Annotated in this window: 9 protein-coding genes; 3 read left to right on the forward strand and 6 right to left on the reverse strand. The window is 50.7% G+C overall.

Annotated elements, in window-relative coordinates; translation table 11 throughout:
* Positions 1-14: 14 nt before the first annotated feature.
* From gltA to ACTTHR_RS03195, 3 genes are all read left to right on the forward strand, one after another.
* Positions 15-1484, forward strand: a complete 1470-nt coding sequence (gene gltA / locus ACTTHR_RS03185; RefSeq protein ID WP_281677149.1) for an NADPH-dependent glutamate synthase — start codon at positions 15-17, stop codon at positions 1482-1484.
* A 6-nt stretch (positions 1485-1490) separates the two neighbouring features.
* Positions 1491-3944 carry a replication restart helicase PriA gene (gene priA, locus ACTTHR_RS03190; protein WP_442605160.1) on the forward strand — a complete coding sequence of 818 codons (2454 nt, stop codon included), beginning with the start codon at positions 1491-1493 and terminating at the stop codon, positions 3942-3944.
* Between the two features lie 318 nt (positions 3945-4262).
* Entirely contained in the window at positions 4263-5642 is a 1380-nt protein-coding gene (locus tag ACTTHR_RS03195) for a tryptophanase (protein ID WP_311552534.1), read from the forward strand.
* 104 nt (positions 5643-5746) lie between these two features.
* Here the strand turns inward: ACTTHR_RS03195 and ACTTHR_RS03200 are convergent, their stop codons facing one another.
* From ACTTHR_RS03200 to gyrB, 6 genes are all read right to left on the reverse strand, one after another.
* On the reverse strand, positions 5747-7042 hold the full coding sequence (locus tag ACTTHR_RS03200; RefSeq protein ID WP_442605161.1) for a 3-phosphoshikimate 1-carboxyvinyltransferase: 1296 nt from the start codon (positions 7040-7042) through the stop codon (positions 5747-5749).
* Between the two features lie 22 nt (positions 7043-7064).
* Complete coding sequence (locus tag ACTTHR_RS03205; RefSeq protein ID WP_442605162.1) at positions 7065-8936, reverse strand: ABC transporter ATP-binding protein; 1872 nt, start codon at positions 8934-8936, stop codon at positions 7065-7067.
* Entirely contained in the window at positions 8937-9860 is a 924-nt protein-coding gene (locus tag ACTTHR_RS03210; RefSeq protein WP_442605163.1) for a phosphatidate cytidylyltransferase, read from the reverse strand.
* Positions 9861-9971: 111 nt separating this feature from the next.
* Positions 9972-12014 carry an ATP-dependent zinc metalloprotease FtsH gene (ftsH, locus tag ACTTHR_RS03215; protein WP_442605164.1) on the reverse strand — a complete coding sequence of 681 codons (2043 nt, stop codon included), beginning with the start codon at positions 12012-12014 and terminating at the stop codon, positions 9972-9974.
* 74 nt (positions 12015-12088) lie between these two features.
* A complete protein-coding gene (locus tag ACTTHR_RS03220; protein WP_442605165.1) occupies positions 12089-13888 on the reverse strand; it encodes a membrane dipeptidase in 1800 nt (599 codons plus the stop codon).
* Positions 13869-15830 carry a DNA topoisomerase (ATP-hydrolyzing) subunit B gene (gene gyrB / locus ACTTHR_RS03225; RefSeq protein ID WP_281677161.1) on the reverse strand — a complete coding sequence of 654 codons (1962 nt, stop codon included), beginning with the start codon at positions 15828-15830 and terminating at the stop codon, positions 13869-13871. Before gyrB ends, ACTTHR_RS03220 begins: the two co-directional genes overlap by 20 nt.
* Positions 15831-15907 lie beyond the last annotated feature (77 nt).

Consider the following 15907-nt stretch of genomic DNA (forward strand, 5'->3'; position numbering starts at 1 on the left):
TAATATCTACTACAATGGAAATGAATGAACTAATTGCCGAACGCCGAAAGCTAGCTTGGCGAGAAGAGCTACGCAAGAGCCATTCCCCCAAAGAGCGAACCGCCATAGCTCGTGCCCAAATGCCCGAATTAGACCCCAAGTACCGCATTACTACACTTACAGAAGAGGTAAACCAAGGGTTAACCGAGGAGCAAGCCCTTGTGGAGGCTCGTCGCTGTCTAGACTGTGCTAAACCAACCTGTATGGAGGGGTGCCCCGTCGGCATTCATATCCCCTCTTTTATAAAGGAAATAGAGCGAGGGAATTTTGCTGCCGCAGCTTCCACGCTACGAGAAACAACCAGTTTGCCTGCCGTTTGTGGCCGTGTCTGCCCTCAAGAGCGCCAATGCGAAAGTCGGTGCGTATACCAAACGATGAAGAAACCGGCTGTTGCCATCGGTTACCTAGAGCGATTCGCCGCAGATTGGGCTCGAGAGCACAATGCCGTTGAGATGCCAACCCTAGCCCCTCCCACGGGCAAAAAGATTGCTGTTGTGGGGAGCGGCCCTGCCGGATTGTCCTTTGCCGGAGATATGGCAAAGCTAGGGTACGAAGTGGTAGTATTCGAGGCACTACACGAAATTGGGGGCGTACTAAAGTATGGTATCCCCGAGTATCGTCTGCCCAATAAGGTGGTAGACGCGGAGATAGAGCTGCTCAAACAAATGGGTGTCTCCTTTGAGACCAATACCATAATAGGGGCTACCCTCTCGTACGACGACTTGCACGAGATGGGATTCTCGGGGCTATTCGTCGGCTCAGGAGCCGGGTTGCCCAACTTCATGAACATCCCCGGGGAAAACCTCATCGGCGTAATGTCTTCTAACGAATACCTAACGCGTGTAAACCTGATGAACGCAGGAGATCCTGATAGCGAGACTCCTGTTTTCCGCGGACAGCACGTAGCCGTGATAGGAGGCGGGAATACCGCTATGGATAGTGTACGTACGGCTAAGCGACTAGGGGCTGAGCGCGCCATGATTGTGTACCGCCGTAGCGAAGAGGAGATGCCGGCGCGCCTAGAGGAGATAGCCCACGCCAAGGAAGAAGGGGTAGAGTTCCTTACGCTGCACAACCCTATCGAATATCTTGCCGATGAGAGGGGACACGTTGCCAAGATGCGCTTACAGAAGATGGAGCTAGGAGAACCCGATCCATCAGGGCGCCGTAAGCCAATACCTATAGAGGGAGCCATTGAGGAGATCCCTGTAGAGGTAGTTGTCGTCAGCATCGGGGTATCGCCCAATCCTCTTATCCCTAATACCTTCTCGGGACTCAATGTAACTCCCAAGGGTACCATCGTTGTGAACGAACTCGGAGCGACCGACTTGCCGGATGTGTATGCCGGAGGCGACATCGTACGAGGGGGCGCAACGGTCATCCTAGCCATGGGCGACGGTCGGCGAGCTGCAGCCAATATGCACCGCTACCTCTCCGGCAACTAAACCACTATGTTGTACGCCGGCGTACTACTCCCACTAAGCCTAAGCGACTTTTACCACTACCGAGTGCCCCAAGAGCTTGAGGCGAAAGTGCGAGTAGGTATGCGCTGCGTCATACAATTCGGAGCGAAGCGCATCTACGTAGGTATCATAGCGAGTCTCTCACCCACGCTTCCGTTGGGAGTGGAGACGCACAAGGTAAAGTCCTTAGGATACCTACCGGACGACGCTCCCATTATTTCCCAAGAAGAGATCGACTCGTGGCTCTGGGCTGCCCATTACTACATGGCAACGCCGGGAGATCTGCTGCACGCGGCTCTGCCTGCCACACTCCTACCCGAGAGCCGAACGGAGGTACTTATTGATTTCGAGCAAGCCGACTCCGACGCCTCCCTCGGGCGCACCGAGAGCGAAGTAGTTGAGCATCTCCGCTCAATCACAGGCAAAGGGATCCACTTCGAAACCCTCTTGCAATACATCCCGGGGCGCAATAAACTCTCCGTTTTCGACCAGCTCGTAGCCCACGGCGTCCTCTCCCTAAAGGAGCGAGTACGGGGAGTAGAAAAAAGAATCGGGGAGCGATGGCTCTACCTAAACCCCAAGTACCAATCGGACGATGCTCTGAACCTGCTCTTGGATGCCTATAAGCGAAGGCCTGCTCGGACGCGATTGCTCTACCGCTTTGTGGAGCTTCTCCCCGACCAGGAGCATTCCCTTTCCGGCTCCGTCCGCGAAAAAGAACTGATCGCCGGGGATAGCAACCGACAAAACGCCCTGCGTTACCTCCTCTCCGAGGGGGTACTGGAATGCTCCTTTCGGCAATATGCCTCTACCGACCGCCCTCCCGAGTATCGAATAGACCCGAATCTTCCTCCTTTGGAGAGCGATCGTCCCAACTACTACACCGCCGCGACGTACAGCGACGAACTGGAGCGAATCGGAGCCTACTCGGCCGCCGTGCTAGCACGAGGGGGACGCGTACTCCTTTTACTCCCCCAGAGTAGCGGATTAGAGGGCGACCTTCCCTCGCTTTGCTCCCAACTAAAGCTCCCCGTAGAGACGCCTCTCTACCTCTACACCAGCAGCCTATCCGATCGCGAACGAGCCTCCCTACGCTACCGCCTGACAGAGAGCGACGCCCCTCTTATCGTCGTAGGAAGTCGCATGGCGGCTCTACTTCCATTGGAGGGGGTCGAACTCATCATCGTAGCTGAGGAGCAGGATCCTCTCTACAAGCAACAGGAGCCGGCACCTCGCTTCAATGCCCGAGACCTACTCGCCTACAGAGCTACAAAGGGCAAGATTCCCCTACTTCTCACCTCCGTAACTCCCTCCATGGAGACGTACCACAACGTCGCCTACGACAAGTATGCCGCTATAGCGTCGCAGGAGTCGTTTACCCTAGCCTCTTTTCGCACTATCGACTTGGACTACGAGCGCACGACTCGCCGCCTCAAGACGGGGACGTTACTGAGCCTCCCCCTCCGAGAGGCCATATCCGAGACGCTAAAGAAGGGTGAGAAGGTAGTTTTGGTAAGTGCTCGACGCGGATACGCGCCCTATATCTTGTGCCAGAAGTGTGGCAAAAGCATCCGTTGCCTGCATTGCGATGTAAGCCTCACCTACCATCAGATGGAGAATCGGCTCACGTGCCACTACTGCGGTTACAATCTATCACTACCGGCGCAGTGCCCACACTGTGGAGCGGATCGGGAGGAGCTGAAGAAGGTAGGCTACGGTTCGGAACGCATTGAGGACGAACTAGCCACGCTCTACCCCGGGGAGGAGATCGTACGCATTGATGCCGATACGACCTCGGGCAAGGAAAAGCGAAGCCACATCCGAAGTGCGCTAGCGGAGGGGAAGGCCTCCCTCTACGTGGGTACCCAAATGCTCACACATTTTGCTCCGATTCAGGGGGTAGGACTGGTCGCGGTACCCCAACTTGATGCCATGCTCGCCCTACCCGACTTCCGCACAGACGAATTAGTCTTCGCCCTCCTCTACCGCCTGGCTGTAAAGTACCCCGAGGCTCTCATGTTGCTACAAACGAGTGATACGCAGCGTCCTCTCTTCGAGTATCTTGACATGCCCTCTCGCGAACTTAGGGAGAAGTATGCGAAGTTGGTACTACAGGAGCGCACATTTTTCGGCTTCCCTCCCTACGAAAGGATCATCCAGGTCATAGTCAAAAGCACGAAGGAAGAAGATACCATAGAGACGGCCACTCTCCTCTCCCGGCACTTCGGGAGCTACCCCGGACTAGCCCACGTCTCCGCCCCCATCAAGCCCTATGTGTCTCGCGTGCGACTCATGTACATTCGGCAGATTACCCTCAAACTATCCCCTAATTACTCAGCGAAACAGATTCGCGAAGCCCTGAAAAGCATCCTCCATCAGGTGGAGCGCACCTCGCTTTCCGCCCGACGCTCTCGTATCCTCTTCGACGTAGATCCCCTCTAAAAGCTGACTCTGTGTCAGATTTCTGCCCGAATCCTTGTGCATTTTGAAAACATTTATTATACTTGTGCTCAAATTGTATTCGAAAGAAGAAAAGCCAAGAAAATGCAACGCAGTGCCCTAGATATAAAGTGTACATCACCAATCCCAAGGAGAGGTGCCGAAGCATTCCTATCTAATACTTGGCTCGCAAAAGAATCCCTGGTATGGAAGACTTGTCTACGAGACGCCAGGGGCTCTCTTACTCTCTGCTCTTCTTGCAGAACCCAACGAGTAACTTCCGGCAAAATTCACTCTAAATTCATTTAATCAGTAGAATTCATGGAAATTCCCTTTTCTGAAAACTACCGCATCAAGATGGTAGAACAGCTCCGCAAGAGCACACGACAAGAACGCGAAACGTGGATACGCGAGGCCAAATACAACCTCTTCAACCTCCACAGCGAACAGGTATTTATCGACCTCCTAACCGACTCCGGTACCGGCGCCATGAGCGACAAACAATGGAGCGCCATGATGCTGGGAGACGAGAGCTACGCAGGTGCGACCTCGTACTACAAAATGCGAAAAGCCATCCAAGAGATCCTCGGATTCGAGTACTTCCTCCCCACCCACCAAGGGCGCGCTGCCGAGAATGTACTCTACTCCACCATCGTAAAGGCAGGCGACGTAGTACCCGGCAATTCGCACTTCGACACCACCAAAGGACATATCGAATTCCGTAAGGCGGCAGCCGTGGATTGCACCATAGACGCGGCAGCAGATACGCAACTGGAGATTCCCTTCAAGGGCGAAATGGACCTCGAAAAACTTGAGAAGGTACTAAAGGAAACTCCCAAAGAACGCATCCCCTGCTGTGTACTCACCGTAACCAACAACACGGCCGGAGGGCAACCCGTTTCGATGAAGAACATCCGCGAGACCAGCGAACTATGCCACAAATACGGCATCCTCGTGCAGATAGACGGCGCACGATTCGCAGAAAATGCCTACTTCATCAAGACTCGCGAAGAGGGCTATCAGGATAAATCCATCAAGGAGATCGTGCGCGAGATGCTCAGCTACGGCGATATCATGACCATGTCCAGCAAGAAAGACGCCATCGTGAACATGGGCGGATTCCTCGCCTTCCGAGACAAAGAGCTATGGCGTCGCTGCCAAATGTTCTGCGTTATGAACGAAGGTTTCATCACCTACGGAGGTCTCTCCGGACGTGACATGAATGCCTTGGCACAGGGGCTGGACGAAGGTACCGAGTTCGATACGCTCGAAACACGCATCGAACAGGTAGCCTACCTGGGGCGCAAGCTCGACGAGTACGGCATTCCCTACCAGCGTCCGGCAGGAGGGCACGCCATCTTCCTCGACGCTAAGAAGATCCTTACGCACGTGCCCAAAGAAGAATTTATCGCGCAGACCTTAGGTATCGAGCTCTACCTAGAGGCAGGCATACGTGGGGTAGAGATCGGATCCATCCTAGCCGACCGAGACCCCATCACACGCGAGAATCGCTATCCGCGTCTGGAGCTACTACGTCTTGCCATTCCACGCCGTACCTACACCAATAATCACATGGATGTAATCGCGGCCGCCGTGAAGAATGTGTTCGATAGGCGAGAAAGCATTACAAGAGGGTACGTAATCACAGAAGAGCTCCCCGTGATGCGTCACTTTACCATAGAGCTAGCTCCTGCAAAGTAACAGCAACCTATTTTGGAGGATCTGCCTCCGAAAGTAAAAAGCCCTCGATAGTTCATGTTTTCTATCGGGGGCATTCTTTATCTCTCCAGGAGGTAAGTCCGAAGTCAATGCGGAAGGGCTGCGAAGATGGGCTCTTGCCAGAAGCCCGGGTAGCTCTTCGATACGACCGAAGCATCCGTGTACTGCACTTGGGGGTAAAGGAGGCTTGCAATGGACCACGCCATAGCCATCCGATGATCCTCCGCCGTATCCACGAGGATAGTACGTTGCGCCTCCACAGGAGAGAATGTACCATCCCATGCCAACGCGTCGTCGCTCTCATGTAAACGAAATCCGAAGAGGGCCGCTGTCTCCACAAGCTGACGAAGACGATCGCTCTCCTTAAGACGCAAAGAGGCTACCCCTTTCATCAGAAAAGGCTGCCGGCGCATGAGAGCCGTCACCACCAGCGTGGGGACAAGATCCGGCACCTCGTTAAGCCCCTCCGGAGTGTAACACGCCAAATGGGGCACATCGGTAGGGATAAGCTCTACGCCTCCTCCCTCTAGGAACCGAGCCTCAACTCCCAAAGGGCGCATAAAGCCAACGATAGCCTTGTCCCCCTGTCTATCGGACGCCCGAAGAGAAGGTAAGAAAACAGGACGACGCACCACGGCACTCCAGCCGAAAGCGTAGGACGCGGCACTCCAATCCATCTCCGGAGCCTGAGCCATCTCGAGCAACTTATCTCCCCTATAGCCTCCGGGGTTTACCACAACCCCTGTTTCTGTGTAGCTCCAATCCGCCCCGGCTTCTCTCATCATGGCGAGAGTCAGGTCTATATAAGGGTAACTATTGCCTCGCCTCGGGAGCACAGGGATAGTAAAAGGAGCGGAAAAGTAGGGGGCAATCATCAACAAAGCACTGATAAACTGACTACTCTGCCTATCGAAGGTGCTAGAAAGAGCTCCTCCTCTCAAGGGGCGAGACGGAGGATATATGGTAAGGGGAGCGTGAGCTTTATCTTCTTTCCACTCCCCTCGAATATCCGCGCCCAAAGCCTTGAGCTCGTCCAGCAAAGGGCGTAGAGGACGGTTCTTTAGGCGTGTTGTTCCTGTTATCTGCAAAGGCCTCTCGGTCACGACAGCAGCCAAAGCCGTCACAAAGCGAAGTACCGTACCGGCAGCTCCCACATCAAGAAGGGTAAAGGGAGTATCTGATGAAGCCTCTGCCCCCGACGTCGCCCCCATCTCTTGGAGCACGCGACACATAATACGCACATCGTCCGGACAGTCTTCCCAATCCCTTTGCAAGAGGAGAGCCTCTCGAACGCGAGGGAATTCCCCTGCGAGATAGGCCATGACCAGCAAACGATTGGCATTACTCTTAGCTATGGGGAGGTGCCTGAGTTGTTCCATCATCGTCTGAAAAAGAAAGAATAAGCTAGGGAATTAGCTCCTCACGCGCCACCTGTAGTCTGTACAGTTTGGCGTAGGATCCATTGAGCGCCAGCAAGTCGGCATGGGAGCCTTGCTCCACAATAGTACCGTGGTCTAGCACGCAGATAACATCAGCATCCACAATAGTAGAGAGTCTATGCGCGATTACAATTGTGGTGCGGTCGCGCAAAAGGTGTTCAATGGCATCCTGCACAAGCCGCTCGCTTTCGTTGTCTAGAGCGGATGTTGCCTCGTCTAAAATAAGAATCGGAGGATTTTTGAGTATGGCGCGAGCAATGCTGAGACGCTGGCGTTCTCCCCCACTGAGTTTGTTTCCTCGGTCTCCAATATTGGTTTGATAGCCCTCCGGGAGACGAGAGATAAAGCCGTGCGCATTGGCAATAGTGGCTGCATGCTCCACCTCCTCCTGCGTCACGCTGAGAGGGGCAAACGCTATGTTGTTGTAAATGGTGTCGTTGAAGAGAATAGGCTCCTGATTAACGTTGCCGATAAGTGCACGCAAATCACGTACTGCCACCTCTCGAATATCGGTACCATCTATGGAGATACTCCCCTCCGTGACATCCCAAAAGCGAGGAATCAAATCGACCAACGTACTTTTCCCCGATCCCGAGCTTCCCACCAAAGCTACCGTCTGCCCTTTTTTAATGGTCAGATTGAGATTGGAGAGCACTCGCGTACGGGCATCGTAACCAAAAGAGACATTCTCAAAGCAAATCTCCCTCTCAAAGTGGAGTTCCTTAGGCTCTTTGGGGTCTTTTATTGGGTTATCCACCTCCAAGATACGCTCAATACGCTCCATGGAGGCAAGCCCCTTCTGTACGGAATAAACAGCCTTGCTAAAATCTTTAGCCGGGTTGATGATATTGTAAAAGACAATAAGATAGTATATGAAAACAGGAGCGGAGATAATACTGCTTCCGCCCAAAATGAGACTTCCCCCATACCACAAAATGATGGCAATAGTGGCGGTTCCCAAGAATTCACTCACGGGATGTGCCAATTGCTGACGGCGGTAGACACTCGAGACAAGCCTCCTATATTCCTCATTAGAAGTCCTAAAACGGGTGCGAATCTTCTCCTCTGCACCAAAAGCCTTGACAATGCGAAGCCCCCCGAGCGTCTCCTCTACTTGAGACATAAGGGCCCCCCAGCAATTCTGACTCTCCAGGCTCTGACGCTTGAGTTTCTTACCAATAAGCCCCATAATATACCCTGCAGGAGGCAGTACAACTATGACAAACAACGTAAGTTGCCAGCTGAGTAAGAATAGAGCCAATATGTAGATCAAGAGAAGTATCGGATTCTTGATGATCATTTCTAGAGAGTCCACAATCGTAGACTCAACATCCGTTACATCCCCCGATATACGGGCAAGGATATCCCCCTTATGCTCGTCGCTCATAAAAGCCATGGGGAAAGCGGTTATCTTGTCGTTAAGAAGATTACGCAAGTCACGTACGACCCCCGTACGCACAGGAACCAACAACCAAAGTCCCAAATAATTAACCCCTACCTTAGCAAGGGTCATCCCCACCAGATAGAGGCACAAAATAAGCAGTGTAGTACTTGCTCCGTGCTGGTGAATCAGCTGCTCTACATAGTAACTGAAGTTATTCATCAGGGCATTACCCCATGCAGAGATGGTAGAGAAGCCCTCAAAAGAAATCTCGCTCAAGGGCTGATACGTGTGCTCACCCTCCTCCATCCCAAACAGGATACGAAGAATGGGCATGATGAGCGAAAAAGTAAGAAGGTTGAGTAACGTTGCTAGTACATTCGCAGAGATACTCCCCCCCAAATACCCCTTATAGGGAGCTACATATCGTCGGATTACAGAGCGATAAGAGACCATTTAGAATAGTACAAACAGAGACGAGAGAGAGAAGAAAAGGAGAATATAGCTAGCAAAGAGATAACTATCCAGGCGATCTAGCACTCCTCCATGCCCGGGAATGATGTTACCGGAATCCTTTACTTTGGCCTGACGTTTGAGTACGGACTCAAAAAGATCTCCCAAGGTACCCAACACAACAATAAGCAATGCAAATATGGCCTTTGACAATGCTTCCATCAAGCGATCACCTCCACCTACTATTATATCCGTACGACTCAAAGGCGAGAAGCCGAAACTAGTAAAACAACAATCGGCGATTCCCGTAGAAAAATACCCGAATAAAGCCCCTACGAGAATAGAGAGCACCAAACCTCCGACGAGCCCCTCAACGCTCTTTTTAGGCGAAACTGCTGGGTACAATTTGTGCTTCCCGAAGAGAGAACCGACTAGATATGCCCCTGTATCATTCACCCATAGGATAACGAAAAGGAATAGAATCACGGTACCTCCCATGAGGTTACTAAATAAGGAGGTCAGTACCATAGGCAACGTTATATACAGCTGCCCTACTAACACATTCCCTATCGAACGAACCGCCCCTTTCTCCAAATCTGAGAAGATGGTGCGAGCCAGTATGTAGAAGATGTAGAAAAGATAGAAGAAGATAAGAGCAACCCCAACAAGATAGAGGTCAGGATTAAAAAAACAATAGGGGGAAAGTACGGCACATACCGAGGCAATCACATCCAAAGTCGTGCGGAAGGGATGGAGACGATTGACCTTAGTCAGCAAATTGTACTCCACAATCATTGCCCCTGTAAAGAAGGAAAAGAGCAAAATACGCAACAGGGGATTCTCCCACAAAAGGGAAGAGACGATGAGAGCGACATAGACCAATCCGGAAAGGGATCGGATGAGGAGATTTTTCTTATCAAGAGCCATATGTAGAGAACTATTGATCGGTACAATATATTTACTTATTCATAATCAAAGCCGATAGTAAGCTCCAACAGGGCTGAAGGCAACTCACTATCGACTTTTTAGAGATGCTAATTAGGGATGAAATGGAGGCGGAACAGCGTCTGTTGCTTCTCCTTCGGAGGGATGTTCACCTCCACCTTCGGTTGCCTTCTCCCCCTCAGGGACCTCAGACGGAGACTCGGAGGATTTTGCAGCGAGCAACAATTCGTCCGAACGGGAAGCCCAAAGGCGTTTGCCAAAGATTGCTTCTACATCCTCAGTGTAGATCACCTCGCGCTCTAGCAGTTGCTGATAGAGACGATGATGCCCCTCTGTTTTTTCTCGAAGCAACTGCTTAGCTCTCTCGTATTGCTCTGCAATAATGCGAGAGACTTCTTGGTCAATCACTTCTGCCGTATTGTCACTATATGGCTTCTGGAATGAGTAATCTCCTCCTTGCTCATGATAGTTTATATTCGGTAGCTTCTCACTCATACCATAGTAAACAACCATGGCGTAGGCGATACGTGTTACACGCTCCAAGTCATTGGCAGCGCCCGTAGAGATGCGTCCCAAAAAGAGTTCCTCGGCAGCACGTCCGCCCAAGAGGCTACAAATCTCATCCAGCAGTACTTGAGTATGTGTAATCTGTCTCTCCTCCGGCATATACCAAGCTGCACCAAGGGCTTTCCCTCGGGGAACAATGGTAACCTTGACCAAAGGATTGCCGTACTGGAGGTGCCAACTGATAGTAGCATGACCAGCCTCATGGATGGCAATACTCAAGCGCTCCTCTTCCGTTACAATGCGATTCTTTTTCTCTAAGCCACCGATAATACGATCGACAGCACTCATGAAGTCTTCTTTTGTGATAACACTCTTTTCGTGTCTCGCTGCAATAAGGGCGGCTTCGTTGCACACATTGGCAATATCGGCACCCGAGAAGCCCGGAGTTTGGCGAGCCAATTGCTCTATATCACAATCTCTGTCTAATCGCAAACTGCGCATGTGGACGGCGAAGATCTCCTTACGGTCGTTTATATCGGGGAGGTCTACAGAGATTTGTCTATCGAAGCGTCCTGCACGGAGCAAGGCGCTATCGAGTACATCTACTCGGTTGGTAGCTGCCAAGACAATCACTCCGCTATTCGAACCAAACCCGTCCATCTCGGTAAGTAATTGGTTGAGCGTGCTCTCCCGCTCATCATTACCTCCCATATTGGTATTGCGCCCACGAGCTCTCCCCACGGCATCAATTTCGTCGATAAAGACAATACAAGGAGCCTTGCTCTTTGCTTGAGCAAATAGATCGCGTACACGGCTAGCACCCACCCCCACAAACATCTCCACAAAGTCGGAACCCGACATAGAGAAGAAAGGAACATGAGCCTCTCCGGCCACTGCTTTAGCGAGCAAAGTTTTCCCGGTTCCCGGGGGACCAACCAAAAGGGCTCCCTTAGGGATCTTACCACCCAAAGCGGTGTATTTACTCGGGTCTTTAAGGAAATGCACAATCTCTTCGATCTCTTGCTTTGCCTCGTGCAGACCTGCTACATCTTTGAAGGTTACGTCGATATTTGTCTTATCGTAGAGTTGCGCTTTTGCTTTACCCACGTTGAAAATACCACCTCCACCGGCGCCACCTTTGCCACCGGCATTCATCCTTCGCATAATCACGATCCAAAAGACGATGAGGATAATCATCGGGAACCAATTGAGCAGGAAGGAAGTTAAACTGAATCCTCGGCTTGCATATTTCACCTCTGCCTTAAGCCCTGCCTTCTCGTAGAAGTCTGCAAAATTATCAACAGAAGGTATTTGGGTTGATACAATATACCGATCGTTTTGCTGGAACCCGGGAAGATAGGACTTCCGCAAAGCAGCGAGTTCTTGCTTCGTATAGACTAGAGACAGCTTGTCTTTCTTCACAACAGCCTCTACTTTATTCCCTTCTCGATGTACCGTAATACTCTCGAAAACCTCTTCTTTAGCTACTCGTTGGAACTCATTCCAACTCAGCTCTTTGCTGCTATCGGATGAGCGCATAAAGAAAATCCCAAGTAGCGAAATTGCTACCAAGAGATATATCCACAAGGGATTAAACCCCATTTTGCGCTTATTATTTCCTTTTGCCATCTTTCGTTATCTCTCGTTTTTATTCGTTGCACCTAGCATACTCACTCAGTAAAACAAATACCATGCCAATATGTTTAACGCCCTACGGACGTCAACACTCTGAGGAAGTTGCCTCCCAAAATGGCACGTAACTCTTCTTCTGTATGCCCACGGCGCAATAATTCAAGGGTCAAATTGATCAGATCTTGACTTCCTTGGCACCCTATAAGTCTGCCGTCTCCATCAAAATCGGAACCTATACCTACGGCTTGTACTCCTGCAATCTCTATAATATGCTCAATGTGATCGACAGCTCTCTGTACCGTTGCCTCCTCTTCCTTTTCTGCAATAAAACCTGCATAGAGGCAAACCTGTACCACACCGCCGGCCGAGGCAATCGCCCTGATATGCTCATCGCTAAGGTTGCGAGGATGGGGACAAAGGGCGTAGCACGAAGAATGACTTGCAATAATCGGCTGTGAAGATAATGCCAAAACATCCGTCACAGTCTCGGGAGCTGCATGGGAAATATCCACCAAAATACCAAGACGATTCATCTCCAGCACCACCTCTCGACCAAAGGCACTTAGCCCATGATGGCGGTGATCGCTATGCCGTGCGGAGTCGCAAACCTCGTTATCTCCATTATGGCACAGAGTAATATAGAAAACTCCTAAATCTCTAAATCGCTGAAGGATGGAGAGATCTCTACCTATCGCATACCCATTCTCTATCGCAGGCAGTATGCTGCAAAGGCCTTGTTTATAGCAAGTTTTAATCTCCTCTAGAGAGGTAACCACTCTACCTAAAGAGGGATGAGCCGAACCATACTTATGTATCTCTGCGAGCTTCTGGAGCGCATACTGTTGCGCTCTCGTATGCCCCTCCTCGGTACATTCTCCCTGAGGCAAATAGGCAGCCATAACCGTAGAAGCGACCTTACCCACCCTCATTTTTTGCAAATCAACCAGGGTATCTCCCCAATGCGATAGATCTGTATCTGGGGTAAAAAACATGGGAGTATCGGTGTGCGAATCAAGCACAATAGTCGATTGATGGAGTGCTTTGGCTTGAGCATAAAGGCGAGCTTCTTGCACTAAGTAAGTGAATAGTCCACGCATACACAGCCCTTCGGGCTGACGCACAAGATGCTCAGGATGCCACTGCACCCCCAAGAAATTTTTGTGAGGGAGGGCTGTAGCAGCCTCTACTATCCCATCCGAGGAGTGAGCCAAAGCTCGCAAGCCTGTGACCAATTCGCCCAAAGCTTGATGGTGCAAACTATTCACCATCAGCTCGTCTCCGGGTGCAACGTCCAAAACCTGAGCAAGTGGATTATCCCCTTCTGCAAGGCGAATAGCATGACATCCCACCTCCTTATCCATCTTTGGATCATGCCCAATAGATGGTTGGGGGTATTCTGTAGCAATATCTTGGATTAGGGTTCCTCCCATTGCTACATTATATATTTGTAAGCCACGACAAATCCCAAGAATAGGGATATTACGACGTGAAGCCTCTAATATCAATACTAACTCGAAACGATCGCGCCAGAGATCTATTGATCCGACCTCACGCGTGAGTTCCTTTCCCATAAAGGGAGAGTGAATATCCCCTCCCCCCGTAAGTAATAAGCCATCTAGAGAGTCAAGTAACTCTCCCACATGCTCTGTTGTATGCTCTGTTGGCAGCAATACGGGGAGCCCTCCGGCCTGCAATATAGCCTCAGAATAAGCTTCATTTACAGAGTTACCTGCCTCCGTATGGTGACAAGTTAGCCCAATCAAAGGCATTCGCCCCTTGGGAGACGGACTGCTATCAGCCGTCTCGTACAAGGAGCGAAGCATAGGAGATAGGTCAGTCCAAGAAGATGAACTAAGCGTCGATGCGAGCATAGGTAGCGTTATCTTCGATAAACTCTCGACGAGGAGGTACATCCTCTCCCATGAGCATCGAGAACGTGCGGTCTGCACTCGCCGCACTCTCTATGGTGATCTGCTTTAGAATGCGATTTTCGGGATTCATGGTTGTCTCCCAAAGTTGCTCTTCCATCATTTCCCCAAGACCTTTGTAACGCTGTACATGCACGCGACTCTCGTTGCCATCGGCATACTTATCAATAAAAGCCCTACGCTGCTGCTCCGTCCAGCAATAAGCCTGCTCCTTACCCTTACGACAGAGGTAAAGAGGAGGAGTAGCCAAATAGACATATCCATTATCTATAAGGGAGCGCATATTGCGGAAGAAGAAGGTTAGGATCAAAGTAGCGATATGACTGCCGTCCACATCGGCGTCGGTCATAATAATGATCTTGTGGTAACGAAGTTTCGATAGGTTGAGAGCCTTGCTATCCTCTTCTGTACCAATAGTAACCCCGAGAGCAGTATATATATTGCGAATCTCTTGGCTATCGAGTACTTTATGCTGCATGGCTTTCTCCACATTGAGGATCTTCCCTCGCAATGGCAGGATAGCTTGGTACATGCGGTCACGCCCTTGCTTTGCCGTTCCACCTGCCGAGTCCCCTTCCACTAGGAATATCTCACACTTGGCAGGGTCTTTGCTTGTACAGTCAGAGAGCTTACCAGGCAGACCTCCTGCGGCTAACGGACTTTTGCGAAGCACCAATTTACGAGCATTCGCTGCGGCATGACGAGCCTGAGCTGCGAGCACTACCTTATCAACAATTGCCTTAGCCTGCTGTGGGTGCTCCTCTAGGTAGATAGCAAGGGCTTCGCTTACAGCACTCTCTACAATGCCTATTACCTCGCTATTGCCCAACTTAGTTTTTGTTTGTCCTTCAAACTGAGGCTCTGCCACCTTAATACTAATTACAGCAGTGAGCCCCTCGCGGAAGTCGTCGCCCTCCACATTTACTTTCACCTTCTCAAGCATCTTAGAATCTGTAGCGTATTGCTTGAGAGTACGAGTAAGGGCGCGGCGGAAACCGGTTAGATGCGTCCCCCCCTCTATGGTATTAATATCGTTGACATAGGAGTATACATTCTCCTGATAGTCTTGATTATAGGTCATTGCCACCTCGATGGGGACCTCTCCCTTGTCATTCTTGATATGAATAACATCGTCCAGCAAATTGACCTTACTCTGATCGATGAAACGCACAAACTCCTTGAGACCATCCTCGGAATAGAAAACCTCAGTCAAGGGATTTCCTTCCTCATCACGCTCTCGCAAATCAGTAAGGGAAAGGCGAAGACCGGCATTCAAGAAGGCCAACTCTCGCAAGCGGTGTGCTAAGATCTTAAACTGATAGGTAGAAACCGTGAAAATGGTATCATCCGGAGTAAAAGTAACCGTAGTACCTGTGCGATCGCTTTTTCCCTCTTCTCTTACAGAATAGAGCGGCTTACCCTTAGAAAACTCTTGTACAAAATGCTTACCATCTCGGTAAACATCGGCTCTAAGATGCGTAGATAGGGCATTTACGCAAGAGACCCCTACACCATGGAGACCGCCCGATACCTTGTAGGAACCTTTGTCAAACTTACCCCCGGCATGCAATACGGTCATTACCACCTCTAGGGCACTACGCCCCTCTTTGGGGTGGATATCCACAGGGATACCACGACCGTTATCCTCTACAGAGATCGAATTATCTTCAAGGATCGTCACCTTAACATCCGTACAATACCCTGCAAGAGCTTCGTCAATGGAGTTGTCTACCACCTCATAAACAAGGTGATGCAACCCTTTTTCACTGATGTCGCCAATGTACATAGCAGGGCGTTTGCGCACGGCCTCCAACCCCTCAAGAACTTGAATACTACCGGCAGAATACTCTTGCTGCTCCGTTGACTTATTATTTTCGTCGCTCATAGTGCTCTCTTGCTTTCTTCTTCAAAAAAAGGTACCCTATACCCTATTTCTTAGGAATAGGCACACCTATCAATATC

The organism is Porphyromonas endodontalis, assembly GCF_052173515.1.
Lineage (GTDB): Bacteria > Bacteroidota > Bacteroidia > Bacteroidales > Porphyromonadaceae > Porphyromonas > Porphyromonas endodontalis_A.

Excerpts from the sequence above, each read along its gene's own strand:
- gltA (WP_281677149.1), top strand. The coding sequence starts at position 15 with ATGGAAATGAATGAACTAATTGCCGAACGCCGAAAGCTAGCTTGGCGA.
- priA (WP_442605160.1), top strand. The coding sequence starts at position 1,491 with ATGTTGTACGCCGGCGTACTACTCCCACTAAGCCTAAGCGACTTTTAC.
- ACTTHR_RS03195 (WP_311552534.1), top strand. The coding sequence starts at position 4,263 with ATGGAAATTCCCTTTTCTGAAAACTACCGCATCAAGATGGTAGAACAG.
- ACTTHR_RS03200 (WP_442605161.1), bottom strand. The coding sequence starts at position 7,042 with ATGATGGAACAACTCAGGCACCTCCCCATAGCTAAGAGTAATGCCAAT.
- ACTTHR_RS03205 (WP_442605162.1), bottom strand. The coding sequence starts at position 8,936 with ATGGTCTCTTATCGCTCTGTAATCCGACGATATGTAGCTCCCTATAAG.
- ACTTHR_RS03210 (WP_442605163.1), bottom strand. The coding sequence starts at position 9,860 with ATGGCTCTTGATAAGAAAAATCTCCTCATCCGATCCCTTTCCGGATTG.
- ftsH (WP_442605164.1), bottom strand. The coding sequence starts at position 12,014 with ATGGCAAAAGGAAATAATAAGCGCAAAATGGGGTTTAATCCCTTGTGG.
- ACTTHR_RS03220 (WP_442605165.1), bottom strand. The coding sequence starts at position 13,888 with ATGCTCGCATCGACGCTTAGTTCATCTTCTTGGACTGACCTATCTCCT.
- gyrB (WP_281677161.1), bottom strand. The coding sequence starts at position 15,830 with ATGAGCGACGAAAATAATAAGTCAACGGAGCAGCAAGAGTATTCTGCC.